Below are 25,288 nucleotides of genomic sequence, written 5' to 3' on the forward strand. Positions count from 1 at the left end.
GCGCCCAGATTCCGCCGGAATCTGCTTAGGCGAGTAACTGATACATTTGGGCGGGTTGAGACAGCGCCAGTTCCGGCGGCGGTAAGGGCCAGGAACTCAATATTCCTTTTCGTAGAATATGCCGCCCTTGGCCTCGCCGCCATCGTTAGCCTCGCCACGCAGCTTGACGCCGCGCCCGACATTGAGGTCGATCGTCGCCTTGCCCGATCCTGGCCTGTCGCCTTTCTGGATCGTCACATAGGTGCGGTCATTGAGATACTTGCCCGCAGACACGGCCGTCCCGCCCTGGTCATCGGTGGTCACATCCAGGTCGTCGACGCCGATTGCACTGCGCAGGTTTTCGAGCAGCGAGGTCGAGCCGCCGACGCCGGCCAGTTGGCCGGCGGCCTCGGCCAGCTGCGCGATCTGCAGCGGCGACAGGTTCGACATAGAGCGGCCGAAAATCAGCTGCGCCAGCACCTCGTCCTCGGGCAGCGCCGGCACCGATGAGAAGTCGAATTTCGGATTGGTCGCTTCGCCCGAGACGACGATGGTGACGGTGGCGCTGGTCGTGGTCGATGTCGCGGTCAAGTTGAGGTAGGGCACCAGCGAGCCCGAAAAGCCGACCGTGCCTTCGGTAAAGGTCAGCCGCTTGCCGAGGATCGACAGCCGCCCACGCTGCAAAGTGAAGGTGCCGACCGCCTGCGGCGAAGCCGCCGGGCCGGTCAGCCTCAGCGAACCGCCGAACTCGGCATCGACACCCCTGCCCTGGATGAAGATCTGGTTCGGCGCATTGACCGTGACGTCGAGGACAAGTCCACTGCCGCCACCCCCGCTGGCCGCCGCCGGTCGCAAGGCCTTGTCCTGCGCCCGCACGGAGGCGGGCGCGTTCTTGTGCTTGACACCGAGCGCTGCCAGCGAGCCCGGCAGCTTATCGGGAACGGTGATGACGGTCTTGGCCAGGTTGACGGTGCCCGAAATCACCGGCGCCGAGGTGAGCGGCCCCTTGATGGTCAGGTCGCCGCCGAGATTGGCTGTCACCACCCTGCCGTCGGTATAGCGGCCGTCAACCAGCTTGATCGACAAATCGGCTGGGAAACCTTGCGCCGGATTGATGCCGAGGGTGCCGGAGGCCGACAGGCTGCCGCGTGTCGACAGCGTGCCGGTCAGCCGGTTGATCCGGGCAACGCCGTTGCCGATCGAAATGTCGGCGGCAATGTCGTTGACGGCAAGGCCGGAACGCGCGTCGACCAGGCGGGCGCCCGACGTGCTGACCGTGCCGCCGATCACCGGCGACGCCGCCGGGCCGCGCATCTGGATATTGACGTTGGCGGTACCGCTGAGCGACAGCCCTTGCGCCGCAAGCTTGGCGGCCAGGAAGGAAAATGGCACCTTGCCGTTGAAGTCGAGCACCAGCGCTGGTGTGCCGGCCGTCGTCACCGTACCGCCGCCCTTGAGGCCAAGCCCGGCGCCGTCGCTGATGTCAGCGTTGAAGGTGAGCTTGCCGGCGAATGTTCCCGACGAAGAGATATTCATGCCGCCAAGGCCGGCGCTGCGCGTCTGCGAGGTCTGCACCCCACCAGCATCGATATCGAAAGCGACAGTCGGATTGCCCGGCGCGCCGGTTACCTTGACTGTTCCTGAAATCGAACCGGCGGCCTGGAGGCCCGGCGAAAAACTGTTGGCCAGCGAAGCCGGCACCTTCGACAGCGCGGCACTGATGTCGAGTGCCTGCCCGACCTTGCCGGTCACCGTCGCCGTGCCGCCACCGAGATTGAGCACCAGCTTGTCCAGCGTCGTGGTGCCGTTGGCGATGCTGACGGTCGAGGCCTGGGCGATGGCCGCCTTGATGCCCTGCACCGTGGCCTGGCCGGAAGCGAGTTCGATGGTGGTGGTGCCGCCAGCCACCTTTATCCTGCCCGCAGCCTTCGCCGGAATGCCCTTGACGGTGGCGCCGCCGGAAAACCCGGTCCATTCGCCGTCGCGCTTCAAATCGACATCGATGCCGCTGATGGCGGTGCCGCCGGAAATAACGCTGTCGGCGCGAATTTTGCCCGAGATGACCGGCGCGGCGAGATAGTTGGCGACCAGCGCATCGATTGACACCGTCTTCGCCTGCAGGTCGCCGCGCGTGATCGAAGCGGTCGCAGCCTTGACCGCGACGTTCGGGCCATCCGCGGTCTTGGAGAATGCAATCGTGCCGCGCACATCGCCTTCGGCCTTTTCCAGCGCCAGCGCCGCCAGCGGCCCGATATCCGGCAGGTCGAGCGCGATGGTGCCGACCGGCACGAAAGCCTCGTCGAGCGCAAGGTCGCCGGAAATCCTGTTCTTGCCGAGTGACAACAGCAGTCCGTTGATGGCGCTCTTGCCGTCCGCCGTCGCCAGCACCGCGCTGCCTTGCAGCGCCTGTCCAGCGACATTGCCGGTCAGTTGCACATTGGCCGCCGGATTGGCGGCATCGGCCTTGCCGGTGGCGGTCAGCTTCAACCCGGTGATTTCGCGTTCCGCCACCAGCAGGCGGTCGCTGTTGACCGTCAGCGACAGGTCCGGCGCCAGGCTGGGCCCCTGCGCGTTGAGTGCAAAGCTGATCGCGCCTTTGGCATCTTTCGACAACAGCGAGATGTCGGCCAGTGCACCCTTGATATCTGCGCTAAGCTTGTTGTCGGCGAGGCTGGCCTGACCGTCCGCGGTCAGTGCGCCCGACGCCAGCGTGACCGGATTGGCGCTGACATTGCCATTGACATCCCGCTTCAGCGTGGCGCTGAGCTGCGTGCGCTCTGCCAGCACGCTGCGCGCCGCCGCCGGCAACGCCGCCGACAGCACGTCGGCGTCGAGGTTGAGGTCGATTGCTCCATCGGCAAAGCCGACACGGCCATTGAAGGCGCTGCCCAGCGCATCGCCCTGCACCGAGCCGCTGTCGATGGTGATCGCATCGGCCGCCAGGCTGCCCGCGACCTTGGCGGTGACTTTGCCGGCGATCAGCGGTGCGATGGTCGGATTGTCCAGACCGATCTTGTCCGCCGTCACCGTGCCCGAGATCGGACCGGTGCGGCTTCTCACATCGAACGCGTCGGAATGCAGCGCCAGCGAGATGCCCTCGACCTTGGTGAAATTCGTCGCCACCGACGGCAACACCGCCGAGATATCGAGCTTGGCTTGCGCAGCCTGCCCCGCCGCCTTCACGGACAGCGCCTGCAGTTCGAGCTTGATCGGGCCTTCCACGCTGCCGAACGCCAGCGGCAGGCTCGGACCGGAAGAGGTCAGGTCGAGCGCGAAATCGCTGGCGCCGTTCGGGTTGAGGGTGCCGGCCGCCTTGCCGGAGATTTTCTCACCCGAAAGCGTCGCCTGGTCGAGCACGACGCCGCCGGCCGCGGAATAGCTGCCGGCCGCATCGACATCGAGCGGCCCGAGCCCGGCCTGACGGGTCTGGCTGGTCTCGGCGCCGGCCAGCTTTGCATCGAAGTGGATGTCGGGATTTGCCGATGGCCCGGTGATTTGCGCCGTGCCGTCGAGCGTGCCCCCGGCATCGAGGCCGGGTGAAAAGCCATTGGCAAGCGCAGCCGGCAGCGCCGAGAAGGTCGCCGCCAGATCGAGCGTCTGGCCCGCCGTGCCCGACAGCGTCACCGAGCCGCCGCCGAGATCGACTACCAGCCTTTGAATGTTGGTTATGCCATCGGCAATGGTCAGGCTCGACGGCTCGGCGATCGCCACCTTGATGCCGCGCACCGTCGCCTCGCCGGACGCGATCTCGACGCTGGTCGCGCCGCCGGCAATCTTCGCCCGCCCGGCAGCTGTCGCCGGAATGCCTGATATGGTTGCGCCGCCGGTGAAATTCGTCCAGTCGCCGTCACGCTTGAGGTCGACGCCGATGCCGCTGACGACGGTCGTTCCCGAGGTCACGCTGTCGGCCTTGATCGTGCCGGAGATCGCAGGGCTGTTGAGATAGTTGGCGATCAGTGCGCTGACGGTGACTGCCTTGGCTGCCACATCACCGCGCGCGATCGACACGCTGGCTGCATTGATGGTGACGGTGGGCGCCTCGCCGTCTTTGGAGAACACCACGGTGCCGCCGATATCGCCGGCCACCGTCTGCCCGGCCAGCGACGCCAGCGGCGCGATGTCGGGGGCGGAGATCGTCAGCGTCCCCAGCGGCAGGAATTTTTCATCGAGCGCGAGGTCGCCCGACACCTTGTTGTCGCCCAGCGCTACGCTGAGCCCCTTGATGGAGCGCTTGCCGTCGCTCGTCACCAGCGCCGCCTTGATGGCGAGCGGCTGTTCGTCGACCGCGCCGGTCAGCGAGACATCTGCGGCCGGGCTCACAATGTCGGCCTTGCCCGATGCGGTCAGCTTGATGTCCTTGACGGTGCGGCCGGAGGCCGTCAGGCTGGCACTGTCGGCCGAAACCGAGAAATCCGGTGCGTTGCGCGCGCCGCTTGCCGTCAGCGCGAAATCGACCCCGCCGGCGATCGGCACGCCGACCAGCGAAGACAGCACCGAGACGTCGCCGAGCTTGCCCTTGATGTCGGCCTGGATATCGCTGCCTTGCGCGCTGGCGGTGCCGCTGGCGCTCAGCGAACCGGAAGTGAGTTCGATCGAGTTGGCGGCGAAAGAGCCCTGCGGATCGCGCGTCGCGGTCGCCGAGAATTTGACCCGTTCGCCAAGCAGCGAACTGATCTGCGGCGGCAGCGCCGTCGACACAGCATCGGCATTCATCTTCAGCGTCATGGCGAGATCGGCCAGCGTCACCTTAGCCGTCAGCCCGGCATTGAGAGCATCGCTGCGCAGCGTGCCTTCGTCGAGCGAAATCTCGTCCCTGCTGATCGAACCGGCAAGAGAGGCCGTCAGCTTGCCGGTGATCAGCGGCGCCAGCGTCGCCACGTCGGTCTTCAGCCCGGCGGCCGCCAGACTTACACTGACCGGGCCGCTGCGGCTCTCGATGTCGAAACCGTCGGAATGGATCTTCGCATCCAGATTGTTCACCTGAGAGCCGCCCGCCACCACCGAGACCAGTGAAGCGCTGGCGTCAATCATCGGCGCCTTGCCGTCACCGAAGGCGCGCGCGGTCACATTGTTGATGGCCACCATGATCGGCTGCGCCTGGGTACCGACATTGACCGTGACCGGCTTGGCTTTGGCCACGAGTTCGACCGAAAGGTCGCTGGCGCCCTTGGGCTCGACCATGCCGGCAGCGGTACCATGAACTGCGTCGCTCTCGATCGCAGCGCGCTCGATGTCGACGCCGCCGGCCGCGGTCGCGGTGCCGGCTAGGTCGAAGCTGGTCTTGCCGGCAAACAGCGACTTGAACCGTTCCGGCAGGAAGCCTTCGAACGAACCGTCGCCCTTGGCCTCGATCCGGTTGCCCTTGTCGGTGAGCTGGTGCCGGCCGGTGAGCTGGGTAACGATCTGACCGTCGACCATGAAGGTGCCGATGCCGCTCCAGTTGGCCAGCGGCCCGGTGCCCGAGACGACGATGTTGACCGGCGGCGCGCCGGGTAGCTTGAGCAGGTTGGCGATGATGCCGCCGGCCGGCTCGGAAGCCTTGAGATCGAGGTCGAGCTTGTTTTCATCCGGCGCGAAGTGGATGTTGGCGTCGACATTGCCTTGCTTGCCGTCATGGCGGGTAACGTTGAGCACCGTCTGGATCGCCAGCGGCGACGCATCGACCTTGGCCGATCCCTTGGCCGCAAGTTCGGCAATGCCGCTGCCGGCAAGTTGCTGGCCGAGCGCGATCTCCGGCAAATCGATCGCTCTGATATCAAGCGAAACCGGCAGGCCGGTCGACCCGCTCTTGCTCGGCTCGGTGCTCGCCACAGGCAGCCGTGCCAGTTCTATCCGTTCGGCCGCTATGCGGTCGGCGCTGAAATTCTTCGACAACAGCGCCAGCGGCGACCAGTCGACGGCCACCTTGCGGGCCACCAGCCAGGCGCCCTCGCGGTCTTCCAGCACGACATGGTCGACCGTCAGCGCGCCGGACCAGATACCGTTAATGCCGCTGACCGTGACTTTGCTGTCCCCTGACGAGGCCATGTCAGAGATGATGCCGGCGAGATTTTCGCGGCCGCGCTCGGTTTTGGTCAGCACGACCAACGCGCCGATGCCCGCCGCCGCCACGATCAGCAGCGTGTAGAAAAACAGGCGAAGGATGCGTTTCAAAATCTTCATCGTCAGAACGCCTGTCCGATCCCGGCATAGATGCCGAAACGCGGGTCGCCACGGTCGCGGTTGAGCGGCACGGCGGCGTCGATGCGCAGCGGCCCGAACGGCGTGATGTAGCGCAGGCCAACGCCCGCGCCGACCTTCACGTCGGAAAAGTCCGGCGTCGCTGTGGTCGAGACAGTGCCGGCGTCGACGAACGGCACGATGCCGATCGTGTCGGTCAGCGCAATGCGCATTTCGACCGATGTTTCGAAGAAGGAAAGCCCGCCGATCGGCTGATTGTCGATGTCCTTCGGTCCGATGCCCTGATAGGCATATCCCCGCACCGAGCCGCCACCGCCGGAATAGAAGCGCCTGTCGGCTGGAACGTTCTGAAGGCCGGTGCCGACGATCGAACCCAGCGCGACGCGTTCGGCAAGCACGAATTTCGAGGCCGTGTCGAGCGACTGATAGGCCGACCCCTCGCCCCTGAGCTTGAGGAAGGCGGCGCCGCTCAGAATGTCGTAGCTCGGTTCGGCATAGGCCAGAACCCTGAAGCCGCTGGTCGGATTGAGCCGGTTGTCCCTGTTGTCATAGACATATTGCAGCGGAATGCTGGCGATCAGGTATTTGTGCTTGCCGAAGGCGTCGGTGATCCTGGAATAGTCCAGCGCGATTTCAGCCGAAACCGTCTGCTTCTTGTCGATCTCATAGGACAGGCCGGTGCTGCCCTTGACCGAGAAATGGTCGTAGGCATCGGGATGTTCGAGGACGGTCTTGACGCTGGCGATGAATTTCGAAGCCGGCCCGATCACGCCCGGCTTCTCGAACATGATGCCGGCATTGTAGTTGAGATCGCTGAGATCGTTGCTGCCGATGCCGCTGATCTTGCCCTCGATGCGCAGTTTTTCGGCTCGGCCGAACAGATTTCGGTGGCCCCAATAGCCTTCCAGGCCTAGCCCTTCGGTGTTGGAGAAAGTGCCGCCGACGCCGAAATAGCGCGGTTTGCGCTCGCTGACCTGAACGCCGATCGGAATGTTGCCGTCGGCGTCGAGACTGTCAGCTTCCTTCAGCGTCACGCTGTTGAACACTTCGAGCCTCAGCAGCCGGTCGCGGGCATCGTCGATCTCGTCAGGCGAATATTGCCGGCCGCGTTTCAGCCCGGTCATATATTCGGTGAACTCGCGATCGACCTTCTCGGTGCCGTCGACGGTGGTGTCGCCATAACCGGCAACCGGCCCGGCGGCCACCGTCAGCGTCACGTCTAGCGTCGAGGTGGTGTGCTCGGCCACGACCTGCCGGTCGGTGATCCGGGCCAGCGGCCGGCCCTCCTGCTTCAGCGCCCGCACGATCAGCGCCTCGGCCTTGAGCACGGCGCCCGAGCCGGCATCGCCGCCGGCTATCAGGCCGAAATCGGCGCTCGCCAGCCCGGCGGCATCGCCCTCCAGCCGAATATTGCCGAGCGTGAATTTGGGCCCGCTCGAGATGCTGATCACCACCGGGATCGGCTGCGGACCCGTAAATTCGGCATCGGGCGGCAAATCGTCGAGCACCTTGCCCTGGATGGTGATGGTGACGACGCCTTCATAACGGGCGTCGGCATAAAGCGCGGCGACCAGCTGTTCGCGGTCGCTACGCGCCTTGGCCAAAAGGCCGAGCGAGCCGGAAACCGGGCGGTCCTCGTCGGATTTCAGCGACGAGGCGTTTTCGAGCTTCTTGATCAGGTCCTTGTCGGCATCGGGCGCTTCGATGGTCACCGCATAGCGCAGCGGGTCGACGATATCGGCGTCTTCGTCATTCGAAGAGCCCCACAATTTGATGCCGAAGAGCTCGAAGGCGACCGCCGACCCCGATTCGGCAACGAGCACGGTCGAGCACGCCAACGCCACAATCAGCGCGCGCGAAAGCGTGCGCCGTGGCGCACTTACCTTCCACATCTGCGCTTCATACGCCGGCATCAGGACAACCTAGGTTACAAAACTAAAATTGGAATGAAGTTTTGAAGCGCTCGTAAAGGGGCCACAATCCAATTGTCTGAAATAGGCAGGGCTTGGAATTCACACCTTCTGCGTTTTCGCAAGAAAGCGTGATCCCTTTCCCGTGGATGAACTATCGGCATACCGGTCATTGGCCGGTTTGGGAACCGTTGGCGGGCGGAAACCTGCCCGTCCTCGTGTTGACAAGCTTGACTGAAGCTTGAACATGCCGCGGACGTAGCAGTGTCTGGAGGGTGTTATGGCGATGCGCGCGGCGGCTCGTGGTCTGTCGATCTTGATTCTTCTCATTTTCGGCTGGGGGTCTGTAGCGCAAGCGGCCGAAGCCCGCCGGGTGGTGACCTCAAACAATTCCGACTATTTCGGCTTCGATCTCAGATCGGACCAGAATGTCAGCCTCGATCAGTGCAAGACGACATGCCTCGGCGATCCCGCCTGCCGCGCCTTTACTTACAACAACAAGGCCAAATGGTGCTTCCTAAAATCCGACTATAACCAGTTGAAACCCTTCAGCGGCGCGGTCGCGGGCAAGGTCGTCAATGTCGATGGCGACCCCGATATCGGCGCCCCGCCGGAACTCGCCTTCTTCCCCAACTGGATGGCCGACCAGGCCCAGCAATACCGCAACAAGCTGACCGATCCGGCCTATGACAAGCCGACCGACGGGCTGGAATCACTCCGCGCCGCCGCCGAACAGGCTGCACTGACCGGCGACCATGGCCAGGCCATGAACAAATACGAGGCCGCGGTCTCGGTCCTGCCTGACGACGGCCAGCTTTGGCTCGGTCTGGCGCGTGAAACGCTTGCCATACAGCCGGCCAGCGGCACCTCCGAATCCTACAATCTGCCGGTCAAAGGCACCTCCGCCGCCATCAACGCCTACAAGTTGCTGCGTACCACCAAGACCCGCGCCGAAGTGCTGGCGCTGCTCGGCAACGGCCTCGACCGCCGCGATCTCTACCGTCCGGCCCTGCAGGCTTATGAAGCCAGCCTCGCGCTGGTCAGTTCGCCGGCGGTCAAGGCCGAATATGAGGATCTCAAGGCCCGCAAGGGCTTCCGCGTCATCGATCACTCGATCGACGCCGACACCAGCGCGCCGCGCATTTGCGCGCAGTTTTCCGAGGAGCTGGTCAAGACCGGCGTCGACTACGCCCAGTTCGTCACCGTCGACAACCAGCCGCCCAAGGGCGTCGAGGCCAAGGACAAGCAGATCTGCGTCGAAGGCCTGGAGCACGGCCAACATTACGAAGTGACCTTCCGCGCCGGTCTGCCGGCCGCCATTGGCGAGGTCACCGCCGCTCCGGTCGTGCTGTCGATCTATGTGCAGGACCGTGCGCCGTCCGCCCGCTTCACCGGCGACAGCTTCGTGCTGCCCGCCGGCGCCCGCCGTGGCATCCCCATCGTCACCGTCAACATGAACACCGCGCAGATGAAGCTCTACCGTATCGGCGATCGTTCGCTGGCGCAGCTTCTGTCCGGCTATCAGTTCCTGAAGCAGCTCGACGGCTATGATATCTCCAGCATTTCCGACCAGATGGGTGAGCCGGTCTGGCAGGGGCAGCTCGATATCGCCAACGACCTCAACAAGGACGTCACGACTTCGTTCCCGGTCGACGAAGCCTTGCCGCAGCGCAAGCCCGGCGTCTACGTGCTGACCGCGCAAGCGGTAAATGAAAATGACGAGGACAATTACAATTCGCTTGCCACGCAGTGGTTCGTCGTCTCCGACATCGGCCTGTCGACCTATACCGGCCAGGATGGCCTCAATGTCTTTGCCCGCTCGCTCGGAACCGCCAAGCCGATCGCCGGCGCCGAACTGACGCTGCTGGCCAGGAACAATGAAATCCTCGGCACAGCCACGTCCGACGCCGAAGGCCACGCTGTCTTCAACCCCGGCCTGACGCGCGGCGACGGCGGCATGGTGCCGGCCGTTCTGATGGCCAAGCAGGGCGACAACGATTTCGTCTTCCTCGACATGGGCCGCGCCGGCTTCGATCTTTCCGATCGTGGTGTCTCCGGACGTGCCGCACCGGGTGCGCTCGATGTCTATGCCTGGACCGAACGCGGCATCTACCGCGCCGGCGAGGATGTGCATGTCGCAGCCCTTGCCCGCGACGGCGCCTCCAAAGCGGTGGAAAACCTGCCGCTGACCTTCATCTTCACCCGTCCCGACGGCGTCGAGAACCGCCGCATCGTTGCCGATGGCGTCTCGGCCGGCGGCTATGCCGTCGACCTGCCGCTCGAAGCCAACGCCATGCGCGGCACCTGGACGGTGTCGATCTATACCGATCCCAAGCAGGCGGCCGTTTCCAGCCAGATGTTCCTGGTCGAAGACTTCGTGCCGGATCGCATCGAGTTCGACATGAAGTCCGACAAGCAGGAGATCGCACAGGGCGAAACCGCCAACATCGACATTGACGGCCGCTTCCTCTATGGCGCGCCGGCCGCCGGCCTCGCACTCGAAGGCGAGCTGACGCTTTCGACGGCGCGCGACTGGGACCGTTTCGCCGGCTATTCGTTCGGCCTTGCCGACGAGCAGTCGGCCGAGCCTTCGGTCACCCCGTTCACCGGTCTGCCGGTGGTCGGCGACGACGGCAAGGCGACCTTCCCGGTCACGGTCGACCAATTGCCCGCGACCACCAAGCTGGTCGACGCCAAGGTCACGGTTCGCATGCGTGAAACCGGCGGCCGCGCCATCGAACGCTCGCTCAACATCGGCATCCGCCCGCAAGGCCACATGATCGGCATTCGTCCGGATTTCGCCGACAATGAGGTGCCGCAGGGCGGCACCGCCAAGTTCAGCCTCATCGCGGTCGACCCCGACGGCAAGCGCGAGACGCTGAAGGGCGCGCAGTGGTCGCTGGTCAAGGTCGAACGCAATTACCAGTGGTATCGCAACAACAACTCGTGGAACTACGAACCGGTCACCTTCACCAAGTCGATCGCCAACGGCCAGGTCGATCTCAGCGCCGATGCCGAGGGGACCGTGACGATGCCGGTCGACTGGGGCCAGTACCGGCTCGAGATCGAGACTGCCGATCCCGAAGGCCCGGCGACCAGCTATGAGTTCGACGCCGGCTGGTATGTCTCCTCGACCTCCACCGAAACGCCTGACGGGCTCGAGATCGCTCTCGACAAGGACAGCTATGCCGCCGGCGACGTGGCCAAGCTGAAAGTGTCGCCGCATTTTGCCGGCGAACTGCTGGTTACCATCGGCGCCGACAAGCTGCTCAAGACCGTCACGGCAACCGTGCCGGCCGGCGGCAGCACGGTCGACATCCCGGTCGGTGACAACTGGGGCGCCGGCGCCTACATCACCGCAACCCTGTTCCGGCCCGGCGATGCGCAGGAAACCCGCATGCCGGCGCGCGCCATCGGCGTAAAATGGCTGACGGTCGACCCAGGTTCGAAAAAGCTCGCCGTCACCCTGACGCCGCCGGACAAGACGATGCCGCGCCAGCAGCTGTCGATCCCGGTTTCGGTCGCCGGCGTAGCACCGGGCAGCAATGCCTATGTCACGGTCGCTGCCGTCGATGTCGGCATTTTGAACCTCACCAACTACAAGGCGCCGGATCCGGAGGGCTGGTATTTCGGCCAGCGCATGCTCGGGCTCGAAGTCCGCGACATCTATGGCCGTCTCATCGACGGCTCGCTCGGCACCAGCGGCAAGCTCAGGACCGGCGGCGACGGCGCCTCGATGCAGCCGCAAGGCAGTCCGCCGACCGAAAAGCTGGTCGCCTTCTTCTCCGGCCCGGTCCAGCTCGACGCCGACGGCAAGGCGAGGATCGACTTCGACATCCCGCAGTTCAACGGCACCGTGCGCGTCATGGCCGTCGCCTGGACCAAGGAGGCCGTCGGCCATGCCACGACCGATGTCATCGTGCGCGATCCGGTGGTGATCACTGCCGGCCTGCCCCGCTTCCTGGCGCCTGGAGATGCAGCTATCATGCGGCTCGACGTCGCCGACACCGACGGTCCGGAGGGCGACTATGCCCTGTCGATCGCCACGACCGGCGACCTCTCGACCGGCGACAAGCCCTTGCCCGAAAAGCTGACGCTGGCCAAGGGCAAGCGCCAGACGCTGACCGTGCCGCTGATTGCACAGACGGCGGGCAATGCCTCGATCACCATCAAGCTCGCCCATGGCGACGGCACCGCCGTCGAGCAGACGCTGTATGTTCCGGTGCGTCCGGCGCAATTGCCGGTCACCACCCGTCTGGTCGTCGACCTCAAGGGCAATGGCGGCTCGCTGCGCGTCGACAAGGAGCTGCTCGCGGCAAGCCTGCTCGACGGCGCCTCGATCAGCGTCGGCGTTTCGCAGGCTGCGGCCTTCGACGTGCCGTCACTGCTGATGACGCTCGACCGCTACCCCTATGGTTGCGCCGAGCAGACCACCAGCCGCGCCATGCCGCTTCTCTACGTCAACGATCTGGCGTCCGGCGTTGGCATGCAAAGCGATCCCGAACTGCACGGCCGCGTGCAGGCCGCCATCTACAAGGTGCTGAGCTACCAGGCTTCGGCCGGCAGCTTCGGCCTGTGGGGTCCGGGCTCCGGCGACCTGTGGCTTGACTCTTACGTCACCGACTTCCTGACCCGGGCGCGCGAGCAGAACTACGACGTGCCGGCCCTGGCGATGAGCCAGGCGCTGAGCAATCTGCAAAACTCGGTCGGTTACGACCAGGACGTCCAGGATCGCGGCAGCGAAATCGCCTACGCGCTCTATGTTCTGGCCCGCAACAAGAAGGCCTCGGTCGGCGATCTGCGCTACTACGCCGACACCAAGCTCGAAGCCTTCTCGAGCCCGATGGCCGTCGCCCAGTTGGCGGCGAGCCTGGCGCTCTACGGCGATGCGCAACGTTCGGAGGCGACCTTCCAGACGGCGCTGCAGCTGGCCAAGTCGACCACCGAGTACGACTACTACCGGTCCGACTATGGCTCACGGCTGCGTGATGGCGCCGCGATCCTGGCGCTCGCCGCCGAATCGAAGCCGGCGCCTACCATCGTGCCGGAACTGATCCGGCTGGTGGCAAGGGAACGTGCCGATGCCCGCTGGACCAGCACGCAGGACGAGTCCTGGATGCTGTTGGCGGCCCGCGCGCTGAAGTCGGGCAACGACTCGATCACGCTGTCGGTCAACGGCGCGCCGCATGCAGGTGGATATTCCAACCACCTCAGCGGCACCGACATTGCCGACAGCCCGCTGACCATCGCCAACACCGGCGCCACGCCGCTGCAGGCGGTCGTCACCACGGTCGCCTCGCCGGTAGAGCCCTTGCCGGCCGGCGGCGACGGCTTCACCATCGACCGCACCTACTACAAGCTCGATGGCACCGAAGCCAACGTCACCGAGGCGACGCAGAACGAACGCTACGTGGTCGTGCTCAAGGTTTACGAGCAGAACCGCTGGCCTTCGCGCCTGCTGATCACCGACCTGTTGCCGGCCGGCTTCGAGATCGACAATCCGGGCCTTGTCTCCAGCGCCCAATTGTCGAACTTCACCTGGCTGGCGCAAACGGATGCAGCCCATCTCGAATTCCGCGACGACCGTTTCGTCGCGGCATTCAATCCCAATGACGGCGATGGCGACCGCAACATCATGCTGGCCTATGTCGTGCGTGCGGTGACGCCGGGCACCTACGCCCATCCGGCGGCCACGGTGGAGGACATGTACCGGCCGCAATATTCGGCCCGCACCGCCACCGGCATGATGGAGATCAAGGCGCCGTAAGGCGCCTTGACGAAGATGAACACGCCGATGTCCGCGACCATCTCCTTCTCCCCGCTATGCGGAGAGAAGGAGCCGGCAGGCGGATGAAGGGCACCACCATGCTCTCCAGAAAATTTCTCCGTCGAACAGGCATCGCCGCCGCCTCCCTCGTCGGCTTTGCGGCGATCGCTGCCGCTTCTCTCTGGGAACTCGACCGCGCTTTTCCGCCGCCGCTGCCCGGAAGGCTCACCGTCTCCACCGAGGTCCAGGACCGCGACGGCCAGCTGTTGCGCGCCTTCGCCACGCCGGACGGTTACTGGCGGCTCGACACTCATCTCGACCAGGTCGACAAGCAGTTCGTCGACATGCTGGTCACCTATGAAGACAAGCGCTTCTGGGACCATGATGGCGTCGATGTGCTGGCGCTGGCGCGCGCCGCCGGCCAGTTCGCCACCACCGGCCATATCGTCTCCGGCGGCTCGACCCTGTCGATGCAGCTTGCCCGGCTGATCGAGCCCCGCGAAAGCCGCAGCCTCGGCTCGAAAATCAAGCAGATGCTGCGCGCCATCCAGATCGAGCGGCGCCTGTCCAAGCAGGAGATACTGGAACGCTACCTGACCTTGGCGCCCTATGGCGGCAATCTCGAAGGCGTGCGTGCCGCCTCGCTCGCCTATTTCGGCAAAGAGCCGAAGCGGCTGACCGTCTCGGAAGCAGCCCTGCTCGTCGCCTTGCCGCAATTGCCGGAAAAGCGCCGTCCCGACCGCAATCTCACCATCGCTCATGCCGCCCGCGACCGCGTGCTGACCCGCATGGTATCAGCTGGCCTGCTCGGCGAGCGCGAAGCCGCGCGCGCCGCACTAGACGATGTCTCGGGCCTGCGCCGCAAATTGCCAGCGCTGGCGCCACACGCCGCCTACGCCATGCTGCCCAAGGCCGTCCCCGGCAAGCCGCTGCAGCTGACGATCCGCAAAAGCGTCCAGCAAGGACTGGAGCAGGTGGCGCGCGATGCCGCGATCAAACTTGGGCCGCGCCTCTCCGTCGCCATGGTGATGGCCGATGCCCGCACCGGGGACATCCTCGGCGAAGTCGGTTCGGCCGATTTCTTCGACGCCAGCCGCTCCGGCTGGATCGACATGACCAAGATCGTGCGTTCGCCCGGTTCGACGCTGAAGCCGTTCATCTATGGCCTCGCCTTCGAGCAGGGGCTGGTGGCCCAGGAAATGCTGATCGAGGACAGCCCGGTCGATTTCGGCGGCTACCGGCCGAAGAATTTCGACATGGGCTATCAGGGGGATGTCTCGATCCGCCAGGCGCTGCAGCTGTCGCTCAACGTGCCGGCAATCCGCGTGCTCGACTCTGTCGGCCCGGCACGGCTGATGGCGCGCTTCCGCCAGGCCGGCGTCAGCCCGGTGCTACCGGTCAACGAGGCGCCGGGCCTCGCCATCGGCCTCGGAGGCGTCGGCGTGACGCTGCGCGATCTCGTCCAGCTCTATACCGGCCTCGCCAATGGCGGGAAGGCAAACACGCTGCATGACGGCACCGAGCCGGCCAATTCCGAGCGCACCACCGCCACCATCCTCGACGCCCAGGCGAACTGGCAGATCACCGACATATTGTCGGGCGTGAAGCCGCCCGAGGGCGCCTTGCAGCGCGGCATCGCCTACAAGACCGGCACGTCCTACGGCTATCGCGACGCCTGGTCGGTCGGCTTCGACGGCCGCTACGTGCTGGGTGTGTGGGTCGGCCGCGCCGATGCCGGTGCGGTGCCCGGCCTGTCCGGCTATGTCTCGGCCGCCCCCATCCTGTTCGAGGGCTTCGTCCGCTCCGGCCTCACCGCCGTCCCGTTGCCCAGCCAGCCGGCCGGTGTCCTCAAGGCCAGGCGCGAAGACCTGCCGGTGACATTGGGGCGCTTCGGCGCCGGCGCCGACGGACTGGTGCAGGCAGGCCCGACGGAACCGGCGCCAACGATCATTTTCCCGCCCAACGGCGCCCGCGTCGATCTCGCCACCAATTCCGCCGAGGCCTCGCCGCTGGTGCTGAAACTGCAAGGCGGCCGCGCGCCGTTCCGCTGGCTGGCCAATGGCAAGCCGCTCGTCGGCATCGACCGCCGCCGCACCGCGACCTGGCTGCCCGACGGCGCCGGCTATTCAACGCTCACCGTCATCGACGCCGTGGGACGCGCGGCAAGCGTGAAGGTGTTCGTTGAATAGATGGCGCCAAGCGATTCAGGGGATTGGGCTTCTTCGCCTGAAACCCGGCGCGAGGCACCCCCCTCTGGCCTGCCGGCCAATGGCCGGCAGGCCAGAGGGGGGTGTGCCGAAGCGCTTGCATCGAGGATTGGCCTTAGCCCTATCCATGTTCGTTTCGACTTGCTCCCCCGCCGACGCCGATCCCCTGCCCGCCGGCTTCGTCCGCCTGGCCGATGTCGATCCCTCGATCCGCCAGGACATCCGCTATGCCGGCCTGGAAAATTTCCTGCATCGCAAGGCCGATGGCTACGAAGCCCCAATCTGCATCCTCACGAAGCAAGCTGCGCAAGCGCTGTCCGGTGTGCAGAAAGCGCTCGCCGCCGATGGCCTGACGCTGGTCGTCTTCGACTGCTACCGCCCGGCCCGCGCCGTTGCCGACATGGGCAAATGGACCAGAGAGGGCGGCCCGCCCGATCCGCAATGGTACCCTCAGGTGCAGCGCGGCGACCTCATCGCCAAGGGCTATATCGGCGAATTGTCCACCCATTCGCGCGGCTCGACCGTCGATATCGCCATCGCCCGCAGCGACGGCAAGAACAAGTCATCCGCCGCTTGCGGCGCGGCCGGCCCCGGCACGCTCGATTTCGGCACCAGCTTCGACTGTTTCGACCCGGCAAGCGAAACCGCACATCGCCCATTGGCGGCAGAAGCGGCGGCAAACCGCAAAAAGCTGCTCGACGCCATGCGCGCCGGCGGCTTCAAGAACTATGCGCCAGAGTGGTGGCACTACACGCTTCGGGATGAGCCGTTTCCAAAGCTGCGCTTCGATTTTCCTATCACTGCGGGCTGAACCGCCCGGTGCAACACCGAGCCTCCCTCGCTCGGCCTTGCTTCTGCGCTGTCAGCTCCTAGATAGCGTCAAACCGGCCGGATTCGGGTTAGACCAATATGAGGAAAATATTTCCTTCCGAAACCCAATATCGGCGAAAATTTCCTTCGGGGGGACAAAAAAGGCAACGTTGAATGCATCTAATTTCTATCAATTCGATAGAGTTCAGCCGTCACCAACGGAGGCGGGAATGACCAAAGCTCATTTCAAGAAACTGCTCGGCGCACTGGTCGCCACATCGATCCAGTTCGGCACGCTCGGTTTCGCGTTTGCCGATACCACCATTCTGAACGTGTCCTACGACCCGACACGCGAACTCTACAAAGCCTATGACGAAGCCTTCGTCGCACACTGGAAGGCCGAGACCGGCGAGACGGTCACCATCCAGCAATCGCATGGCGGATCGGGCGCCCAGGCCCGCGCCGTGATCGACGGCCTCGATGCCGATGTGGTCACGCTGGCGCTCGAAGGCGACATCAACGCCATCGTCACCAAATCGAAGAAGATCAATCCGGACTGGCGCAAGAAATTCGAGAACAATTCGGCGCCGTACACCTCGACCATCATCTTCCTGGTCCGCAAAGGCAACCCGAAGGGCATCCACGACTGGAGCGATCTGGTCAAGGACGGCGTCCAGGTGATCACGCCGAACCCCAAGACCTCCGGCGGTGCGCGCTGGAACTACCTTGCCGCCTGGGCCTATGCCAACGCCAATGATGGCGGCGACGAAGCCAAGAACAAGGAATTCGTCGGCAAGCTCTACGCCAATGCTCCGGTGCTCGACACCGGTGCGCGCGGCTCGACGGTCACCTTCGCGCAAAAGGGCATCGGGGACGTGCTGATCGGCTGGGAAAACGACGCCTATCTGGCGCTCAATGAATTCGGAGCCGACAATTTCGAGATCGTCTATCCCCCGACCTCGATCCTGGCCGAGCCGCCGGTTGCGATCGTCGACGCCAATGTCGATGCCAAGGGCACCCGCAAGGTCGCCGAAGCCTATCTCGGCTGGCTCTATTCCAAGGAAGCCCAGACGATCATCGCCAAGAACCACTATCGTCCGGCCAAGCCCGAGCTGGTGGATGCGGCTGACATTCCGAAGACGCCCGAAATCAAGCTGATCTCCATCGACGATCCGCTTTTTGGCGGCTGGAAGAAGGCACAGCCTTATCATTTCGGCGATGGTGGTATATTCGACCAGATCTACAAGCCGGCCCAGTAGGATTTAGATCAGGACGACATGACCATAGCACCCGCCAAGGCGGGGTGGCGATTCAGACAGCCGAGTGTCATTCCGGGTTTCGGATTGACGCTCGGCTTCTCGCTTGCCTACCTCACGCTCATCATCCTCATCCCCCTGTCGGGCCTGATCTGGCGCTCGGCAGCCCTCGGCTGGACCGATTTCTGGGCGATCGCCACCGACCGCCGGACCATCAACGCACTCGAAATCAGCTTCGGCACAGCCTTCATCGCAGCCGCCGTCAACGTCGTCTTCGGCACGCTCGTCGCCTGGGTGCTGGTGCGCTACCGCTTCCCCGGCCGCCGCGTCGTCGACGCCATGGTCGACCTGCCTTTCGCGCTGCCGACCGCGGTCGCGGGCATTGCGCTGACCACTCTTTATGCGCCCAATGGCTGGATCGGCCATCTCCTGGCGCCGCTCGGCATCAAGGTCGCCTACACGCCGCTCGGCATTGTCGTGGCGCTTGTCTTCATCGGCCTGCCGTTTGTCGTGCGCACGGTGCAGCCGATCATGGAAGAGATCGACAAGGAAGTGGAGGAAGCCGCCGCGACGCTCGGCGCCAACCGCTTCCAGATCATCACCCGCATCCTGTTTCCCGGCCTGGCGCCGGCCATCATCACCGGCTTCTCACTCGCCTTCGCGCGCGGCGTCGGCGAATACGGCTCGGTCATCTTCATCGCCGGCAACCTTCCCTACAAGTCGGAGATCGCACCGCTTCTGATCGTCATCCGGCTCGAGGAGTACAATTATCCGGCGGCCACCGCGATCGCGGCGATCATGCTTTTGCTGTCGTTCGTGATGCTGCTGGTCATCAACCTGGCGCAGTCATGGAGTCGCAAGCGCTATGGCTGACCCCGAGATCAAATCCTACGAACCGCATCACGAGAGCCGGTCGGCGGCGGTAACCGAAAGCCGGCCGGTGCGGCTGCTGCTGATGGCGGTGGCCTTCGCCTTCCTCGCCATCTTCCTGCTGCTGCCGCTGATCATCGTCTTCCACGAGGCGCTGGCGAAAGGCATTGGCGCCTACACGGAATCGCTCTCCAATCCCGATACGCGCTCGGCGATCCGGCTGACGCTGCTGGTGGCGGTGATCGCCGTTCCGCTTAACGTCGTCTTCGGCATTTCGGCTGCCTGGGCGATCGCCAAGTTCGAGTTCAAGGGCAAGGCTTTTCTGACCACGCTGATCGACCTGCCCTTCTCGGTCTCGCCGGTCATTTCCGGCCTGGTCTATGTGCTTTTGTTTGGCGCTCAGGGACTGTTCGGTGAATGGCTGAAGGCGCACGGCATCCAGATCTTGTTCGCCGTGCCCGGCATCGTGCTCGCGACCATCTTCGTCACCTTCCCCTTCGTTGCCCGCGAACTGATCCCGCTGATGCAGGAACAGGGCAACGGCGACGAGGAAGCCGCGCTCTCTCTGGGCGCCAATGGCTGGCAGACCTTCTGGTACGTGACGCTGCCCAACGTCAAATGGGGATTGCTCTACGGCGTGCTTCTGTGCAACGCCCGCTCGATGGGCGAATTCGGCGCGGTGTCGGTCGTGTCGGGCCACATACGCGGGCTGACCAACACCATGCCGTTGCATGTCGAAATCCTCTACAACGAGTACAACGCCGTCGGCGCTTTTGCCGTCGCTTCGCTGCTTGCCGGCCTGGCGCTGGTCACGCTGGTCTTGAAAACACTTCTTGAGATGCGCTACGGCGCCGAGATCGCCGCGACGCGCGGACATTAGATGCATGTCGCCCAAAAGTGTGAAGCGGTTTTGGGATAACGACATGCATCCACTAAAAAGGGACATTTGATGGAAGTTCGCGTTGCCAACGTACGCAAGGAGTTTGACCGGTTTCCGGCCCTCCATGACGTATCGCTTGACATCAAATCGGGTGAGCTGATCGCGTTGCTTGGGCCATCCGGCTCCGGCAAGACGACGCTGCTGAGGCTTATCGCCGGCCTGGAGCGGCCGACGCGCGGAAAGATCTTCTTCGGCGACGAGGACGCCTCGCACCGCTCGATCCAGGAGCGCAATGTCGGCTTCGTCTTCCAGCACTATGCGCTCTTCCGGCACATGACGGTCGCCGACAATATCGGCTTCGGCCTCAAGGTGCGGCATGGACCGTCGCGACCACCGGCGGCCGAAATCCGCCGACGCGCCTCCGAACTGCTCGATCTCGTTCAGCTTTCCGGCCTGGAAAAGCGCTATCCGGCGCAACTTTCGGGTGGCCAGCGCCAGCGCGTGGCGCTCGCCCGGGCCATGGCCATCGAGCCCAAGGTGCTGTTGCTCGACGAGCCGTTCGGCGCGCTCGATGCGCAGGTGCGCCGGGAACTGCGCCGCTGGCTGCGCGAGATCCATGACCGTACCGGCCACACCACCGTCTTCGTCACCCACGACCAGGAAGAGGCGCTCGAGCTTGCCGACCGCGTCGTGGTGATGAGCCAGGGGCGCATCGAGCAGGTCGGCTCCGCCGACGAGATCTACGACACGCCGAACTCGCCCTTCGTCTACTCCTTCATCGGCGAATCGAGCATGCTGCCGGTCAAGGTTGAGAATGGCGAGATCTGGCTCGCCGACCGTCCGATCGGCGTGTCGGCGCCGCACGCACCCGAGGGCGATGCGACGCTGTACTTCCGCCCGCACGATATCGAACTGCTCGACGGCTGCAGCGGCTGCATCGCCGGCACGGTCGCCGCCAGCCGCCGCGTCGCCGGCACAAGACGCGTCGAACTGGAAATCGGCGGCGAGCGCCAGCGCGTCGAGATCGAACTGCCTGTGGACCATCCTGCGGCGCAGAAGAGCCGGGTGGCGTTCAGGCCGAGGCGCTGGAAGCTTTTCCCGGCGGCATAGACATCGATCCGGCGCTACTCCAGCCAGTTCTCGACCGTCAGGCCCTTGATCCGACGGAACTCAGCGGTGTTGGCCGTCACCAGTGTCGTCCCCAACACACAGGCATGGGCAGCAATGAAAAGATCATTGTGGCCGATTGGCTGGCCTCTGGCCTCCAGCTCGGCACGAAGTGCTCCGTATTCGTTATCCATCGGCACATCGAGCGGCAACACAGGAACCTCGGCGAGCAATTGCTCGACCTTGGCGAGCAGCTTGGCCGATCTCTTGCGGGCGCAGCCATAACGCAGCTCCGAGGCGACAACGATGCTGGTGCACAGGGCACCGTCTCCCGCGCGAACCGCCGCACTGGCAGCCTTGCCGGTAGGGTTTCGGATCATGTCGCTGAGAATGTTGGTGTCCAGCATGAACCGCATCAAAAGATATCCTCAGGCCCCACGGGCGCATCATGGATCTCGGGAAAGTCGTCTTCAGGACCAAGCGGCGGCTCTTTCGCCCATTGGGTGAGCAAGGCGGTGAGGCCTGGTTGACGGACCGGCTCGATGATCAGCCGGTCGCCATCGCGGCTGATCAGGACCTTCTCGCCAGGCAGCTCGAATTCGACAGGGATGCGAACCGCCTGACTGCGGTTGTTGCGAAACAACTTCGCCTCCCTGGGGGGTGGTATTGAGTGACGGTGCTGCGGCATGGCAGCCTCCCCTGTCTGCTCCACTTGTATATGCCATTTGTATATGCCACTCGGCCTCGAATTGCAAACCACAGAAAACCCCAACGCATCGGCATTTCGGCTGGAATGAAATTTCGCCGATAACCTGCTTCAGCGATTTCTTTTTCGCTGCAACGCCATACGTCTGCCCCGTGTGCCTCGCAGTACACCCTCCGGCCCGGCTATGTTCTGGCAACGCATTGCACATCGGAGCCTGTGTTCATGAAGCGATTTTTCCTCAGCGTCGCCACTGTCGCCGGCCTGATCCTCGCCTGTTCGCAGGCCTGGTCGGCCGACAAATTGCTCAACGCTTCCTATGATGCGGCCGCGAATTGTTCGCGCAGGTGAACAAGGCTTTCGTCGCCGGCCATCCGGGCGTCACCGTCGACCAGTCGCACGCCGGCACCTCGGCGCAGGCGCGCGCCATTGCCGAAGGCCTCGGCGCCGATGTCGTCACCTTCAACCAGGTCACCGACATCGACTTTCTGGTCAAGAAAGGCCTCGTCTCCGCCGACTGGCAGAAGGATTTCCCCGACAACGCCTCGCCCTTCTATTCGCTCCCATCCTTTCTCGTCCGCGCGGGCAACCCCAAGCACATCAAGAACTGGAACGACCTCGTGCGCGACGACGTGCAGGTGATCTTCCCCAACCCCAAGACCTCGGGCAATGCGCGCTACACCTATCTGGCCGCAACCGCCTACGCCAAGGAAGCCTTCAAGGGCGACGACGCCAAGGTGAAGGAGTTCGTCACCAAGCTGTTCAACAACGTGCCGATCTTCGACACCGGCGGGCGCGCCGCCACCACCACCTTCGTGCAACGCGAGATCGGCGACGTGCTGATCACCTTCGAGTCGGAAACGCGCGGTATCCGCAAGGAGTATGGCAACGACAAGTTCGAACAGGTCACGCCAACGGTCAGCCTGCTCGCCGAATTCCCGGTGGCGATCGTCGACAAGGTCGCCGACGAGCACGGTAGCCGTGACCTCGCCAAGACCTATCTCGATTTCCTCTACACGCCCGAGGGCCAGACCATCGCGGCTGAAAATGGCCTGCGCGCCCGCAACGCTGAAGTCGCGGCAAAATACAAGGCCGACTTCCCCGATGTCCGCCTGCTGACTGTGGAAGACGTCTTCGGCGGCTGGGACAAGGTACAGAAGGAGCACTTCGCCGCCGGCGGTCTGCTCGACCAGACCTATGGCAGCCGCTGATATCAGCAGCGTTCGACCTCACCTCACAAGAAAGCCGGCGCTTTGCCGCCTTCTTCGTTTTCGCGCGCCGACAAACGGCTTCAGGCGGAATCTGTCGCGATCGGTGAAAAACGTTACAAAGAATCAACGCCTTTGTGCCCAACGTGCAATCGGGCGGCTTGTTCTACGCGAAACCGGGTTGTTCAGGCGAAACGTCATGATTTGCACACAAACAACCGCCAGATGCGGGTGGTTGGGGTTTTCATGAACTGAAGCGGGCATGCTTACCAAAAAAGGCAAATACGGCCTCAAGGCCCTCGTGCATCTTTCCGGCCTGCCGGTCGGCCAGCTTGCATTCGTGAACGACATCGCGATCGCCAACAACATCCCGAAGAAATTCCTGGATGCCATTCTGGGCGAGCTGCGCAATGCCGGTTTCGTCCTCAGTCGCAAGGGCAAGGAAGGCGGTTATCGCCTCGCCCGGCCGGCTTCCGAAATCAAGATCGGCCACGTCGTGCGCGTGCTGGACGGCCCGCTCGCTCCCATACCCTGCGCCAGCCGCACGCAATACCAGCGCTGCGAGGATTGCGACGAGGCGACCTGCCAAGTCCGGCACATGATGCTGGAAGTGCGCCAGGCGATCGCCGAAGTGCTGGACAATCGCAGCCTCGCCGCCATGCGCGACGCCGACAATGATGATTTTCCGGTCGAGCTGACATCGCAGATCTAAATTAGAGCATGGTCCCGAAAAGTGCGAACCGGTTTTCGGACAAGACCATGCTGAAATGAGAGTCCTCAGACCAGGCCGAGCTTGCCGGCCAGGCCGACGCGCTGGATTTTGCCGGTGGGACCCTTGGGTATCTCCTGGAGAAACAGGATGTGGCGCGGCACCTTGAACTCGACGATCCGGCTGCGCGCGAAATCGCGTATCTGCTCGGCATCGGCGGTGGCGCCCTCGGCCAGCACGATGGCCGCACCCACCTCTTCGCCGAGCATGGCGTGCGGCACGGCGAAGGTCACCGCCTGCGCCACCAGCGGATGATCGAGCAGCACATTGTCGACCTCGAGCGGCGAGATCTTTTCGCCGCCGCGATTGATGATCTCCTTCAGCCGCCCGGTGATCTTCAGATCGCCATCCTCGTCGATGAGGCCCTGGTCGCCGGTGCGGAACCAGCCATCGCTGAAGGCAGCTTCATTGGCCACCGGATTGTCGAGATAGCCATCATGGATGTTGGCGCCGCGCACCGCGATCTCGCCCTTTTCACCCGCCGGCAGGATCGTCCCCTTGTCGTCCAGGATCGTCACCTGCGGACCCGCAGGCAGGCCGACCGAGCCTGGCTTGCGGCGTGCCGGCGGCAGGCCGTTGGATGTCATCTGGTGCGCCGCCTCGGTCATGCCATAGGCCTCGACCACCGGACAGCCGAAGACGCGCTCGAGGTCGCGGAACACGGTGTCGGGAAGCGCTGCCGAAGACGAGCGGATGAAGCGCAGCCGCGCAGCCGCGATGGTTTCGCCATTGCGGGCGGCGCGCGCCAGGATCGCCTGATGCATGGTCGGCACCGCGCTGTACCAGCTCGGCCGGAAATCGCCCAGCCAGCCGTAGAATTTGAGCGGGTTGAAGCCCGGCGTGCAGACAACAGCGCCGCCGACTGCCAGCTGTGCGCTGAGCGCCGCCATCAGCCCGTGAATGTGGAACAGCGGCATCACGTTGAGACACATATCGTTTGCCGACAGCGCCAGGGTGCTGGCGATGTTGGCCATCGATGCCTGCAGATTGCGCTGCCGCAAGCCGACGATCTTCGGCCGCGCCGTGGTTCCCGATGTGTGCAGGACAAGCGCGAAATCGTCGGGCCCGTTGAGCTGCACCTTGTCGCGGCGTGCCTCGCCGGCAGCCGCAAGTTCGGCGTCGCCCAAGAGGAGAAACTCGCCGGCCTTGGCGCCGTCAGTCACGACGACGTCGAGCACCGCAATGCCGAGCCCCTTTGCGGTGTTGCGCGCGGCATCGCCCATGCCTTGTCCGCACAGCAGCAGCTTCACATCGAGATCGCCGAGATAGAAGCGGAATTCGTCTTCGCCGTAAGCCGGATTGAGCGGCGCAGCCGTCGCCAACGCCGAGACCGCCAGGAAACAGGCCGCCATTTCCGGGCCGTTGGGCAAGACGATGCCGACGGCCGTGCCGCGGGCAACGCCACGCCTGGCGAGATCGCCGCAGAGCTTGTCGACAAGATTGGCGAGGCCGGCAAAGCTCAGGGATGGCCGGTCCGGCGCCATCAGCGCCACAGCAGCCGGCTGCCAGGGCTCCAGTTGAGGAAGTGCTACCGATAGGGCCTGTTTCAAGTTCGAACCCTGAATGGCGTTCACCATGGCCTTGCCGGCGCCGATTGCGCGCCCGTGGCAGACGCAGTAAAGCGATTTCCGGACGCACGCAA

The 25,288-nt window shown here is 64.4% G+C and carries 13 protein-coding genes and 1 pseudogene; 9 read left to right on the forward strand and 5 right to left on the reverse strand.

All coding sequences use genetic code 11. The features are described from left to right. Positions 1 to 96: 96 nt before the first annotated feature. Positions 97 to 6,141 (reverse strand): translocation/assembly module TamB domain-containing protein, encoded by a 6,045-nt coding sequence (locus ACYG97_RS13520; RefSeq protein WP_023733114.1) that lies wholly within the window; start codon positions 6,139 to 6,141, stop codon positions 97 to 99. A 2-nt stretch (positions 6,142 to 6,143) separates the two neighbouring features. Beyond that, positions 6,144 to 8,072 (reverse strand): autotransporter assembly complex protein TamA, encoded by a 1,929-nt coding sequence (locus ACYG97_RS13525; RefSeq protein ID WP_460221584.1) that lies wholly within the window; start codon positions 8,070 to 8,072, stop codon positions 6,144 to 6,146. Positions 8,073 to 8,349: 277 nt separating this feature from the next. On the opposite strand from ACYG97_RS13525, the gene ACYG97_RS13530 reads away from it, so the two are divergent. The 7 genes from ACYG97_RS13530 to ACYG97_RS13560 all read left to right on the forward strand — a co-directional run bounded on the left by ACYG97_RS13530 (position 8,350) and on the right by ACYG97_RS13560 (position 20,969). Next, the gene (locus ACYG97_RS13530) at positions 8,350 to 13,836 is read left to right on the forward strand and encodes an alpha-2-macroglobulin family protein (protein WP_460221585.1); all 5,487 of its coding nucleotides are present in this window, start codon (positions 8,350 to 8,352) and stop codon (positions 13,834 to 13,836) included. A gap of 83 nt (positions 13,837 to 13,919) precedes the next feature. After that, positions 13,920 to 16,025, forward strand: coding sequence for a penicillin-binding protein 1C (gene pbpC / locus ACYG97_RS13535; protein ID WP_352916607.1), 2,106 nt, complete (start codon positions 13,920 to 13,922; stop codon positions 16,023 to 16,025). Positions 16,026 to 16,170: 145 nt separating this feature from the next. After that, positions 16,171 to 16,854 (forward strand): M15 family metallopeptidase, encoded by a 684-nt coding sequence (locus ACYG97_RS13540; protein WP_023733116.1) that lies wholly within the window; start codon positions 16,171 to 16,173, stop codon positions 16,852 to 16,854. A 229-nt stretch (positions 16,855 to 17,083) separates the two neighbouring features. Next, a complete protein-coding gene (locus ACYG97_RS13545; RefSeq protein WP_023733117.1) occupies positions 17,084 to 18,112 on the forward strand; it encodes a sulfate ABC transporter substrate-binding protein in 1,029 nt (342 codons plus the stop codon). An 18-nt stretch (positions 18,113 to 18,130) separates the two neighbouring features. After that, positions 18,131 to 18,982, forward strand: a complete 852-nt coding sequence (cysT, locus tag ACYG97_RS13550) for a sulfate ABC transporter permease subunit CysT (RefSeq protein ID WP_023687973.1) — start codon at positions 18,131 to 18,133, stop codon at positions 18,980 to 18,982. Beyond that, positions 18,975 to 19,859, forward strand: coding sequence for a sulfate ABC transporter permease subunit CysW (cysW, locus tag ACYG97_RS13555; protein WP_023690809.1), 885 nt, complete (start codon positions 18,975 to 18,977; stop codon positions 19,857 to 19,859). Before cysT ends, cysW begins: the two co-directional genes overlap by 8 nt. Positions 19,860 to 19,928: 69 nt before the next feature. After that, positions 19,929 to 20,969 (forward strand): sulfate/molybdate ABC transporter ATP-binding protein, encoded by a 1,041-nt coding sequence (locus ACYG97_RS13560; protein WP_023673079.1) that lies wholly within the window; start codon positions 19,929 to 19,931, stop codon positions 20,967 to 20,969. A gap of 14 nt (positions 20,970 to 20,983) precedes the next feature. Here the strand turns inward: ACYG97_RS13560 and ACYG97_RS13565 are convergent, their stop codons facing one another. Continuing rightward, positions 20,984 to 21,382 carry a type II toxin-antitoxin system VapC family toxin gene (locus ACYG97_RS13565; protein WP_023705604.1) on the reverse strand — a complete coding sequence of 133 codons (399 nt, stop codon included), beginning with the start codon at positions 21,380 to 21,382 and terminating at the stop codon, positions 20,984 to 20,986. Next, the gene (locus tag ACYG97_RS13570; protein ID WP_023682213.1) at positions 21,382 to 21,654 is read right to left on the reverse strand and encodes an AbrB/MazE/SpoVT family DNA-binding domain-containing protein; all 273 of its coding nucleotides are present in this window, start codon (positions 21,652 to 21,654) and stop codon (positions 21,382 to 21,384) included. The genes ACYG97_RS13565 and ACYG97_RS13570 overlap by 1 nt, the downstream gene beginning before the upstream one ends. A 240-nt stretch (positions 21,655 to 21,894) precedes the next feature. Between ACYG97_RS13570 and ACYG97_RS13575 the strand changes: the two are divergent. Together ACYG97_RS13575 and ACYG97_RS13580 are read left to right on the forward strand one after the other, a co-directional pair. Next, a pseudogene (locus ACYG97_RS13575) lies at positions 21,895 to 22,880 on the forward strand (sulfate ABC transporter substrate-binding protein). Between the two features lie 259 nt (positions 22,881 to 23,139). Then, entirely contained in the window at positions 23,140 to 23,589 is a 450-nt protein-coding gene (locus ACYG97_RS13580; protein WP_023673075.1) for an RrF2 family transcriptional regulator, read from the forward strand. A gap of 65 nt (positions 23,590 to 23,654) precedes the next feature. Here ACYG97_RS13580 and ACYG97_RS13585 read toward each other — a convergent pair whose 3' ends face one another. Further along, positions 23,655 to 25,196 carry an acyl--CoA ligase gene (locus ACYG97_RS13585; RefSeq protein WP_050590379.1) on the reverse strand — a complete coding sequence of 514 codons (1,542 nt, stop codon included), beginning with the start codon at positions 25,194 to 25,196 and terminating at the stop codon, positions 23,655 to 23,657. Positions 25,197 to 25,288 lie beyond the last annotated feature (92 nt).

The organism is Mesorhizobium sp. W067 (genome assembly GCF_054719525.1).

Excerpts from the sequence above, each read along its gene's own strand:
- ACYG97_RS13560 (WP_023673079.1), top strand. The coding sequence starts at position 19,929 with ATGGAAGTTCGCGTTGCCAACGTACGCAAGGAGTTTGACCGGTTTCCG.
- ACYG97_RS13545 (WP_023733117.1), top strand. The coding sequence starts at position 17,084 with ATGACCAAAGCTCATTTCAAGAAACTGCTCGGCGCACTGGTCGCCACA.
- ACYG97_RS13580 (WP_023673075.1), top strand. The coding sequence starts at position 23,140 with ATGCTTACCAAAAAAGGCAAATACGGCCTCAAGGCCCTCGTGCATCTT.
- ACYG97_RS13530 (WP_460221585.1), top strand. The coding sequence starts at position 8,350 with ATGGCGATGCGCGCGGCGGCTCGTGGTCTGTCGATCTTGATTCTTCTC.
- ACYG97_RS13540 (WP_023733116.1), top strand. The coding sequence starts at position 16,171 with ATGTTCGTTTCGACTTGCTCCCCCGCCGACGCCGATCCCCTGCCCGCC.
- ACYG97_RS13525 (WP_460221584.1), bottom strand. The coding sequence starts at position 8,072 with ATGCCGGCGTATGAAGCGCAGATGTGGAAGGTAAGTGCGCCACGGCGC.
- ACYG97_RS13520 (WP_023733114.1), bottom strand. The coding sequence starts at position 6,141 with ATGAAGATTTTGAAACGCATCCTTCGCCTGTTTTTCTACACGCTGCTG.
- ACYG97_RS13570 (WP_023682213.1), bottom strand. The coding sequence starts at position 21,654 with ATGCCGCAGCACCGTCACTCAATACCACCCCCCAGGGAGGCGAAGTTG.
- cysT (WP_023687973.1), top strand. The coding sequence starts at position 18,131 with ATGACCATAGCACCCGCCAAGGCGGGGTGGCGATTCAGACAGCCGAGT.
- pbpC (WP_352916607.1), top strand. The coding sequence starts at position 13,920 with ATGAAGGGCACCACCATGCTCTCCAGAAAATTTCTCCGTCGAACAGGC.
- ACYG97_RS13565 (WP_023705604.1), bottom strand. The coding sequence starts at position 21,382 with ATGCGGTTCATGCTGGACACCAACATTCTCAGCGACATGATCCGAAAC.
- cysW (WP_023690809.1), top strand. The coding sequence starts at position 18,975 with ATGGCTGACCCCGAGATCAAATCCTACGAACCGCATCACGAGAGCCGG.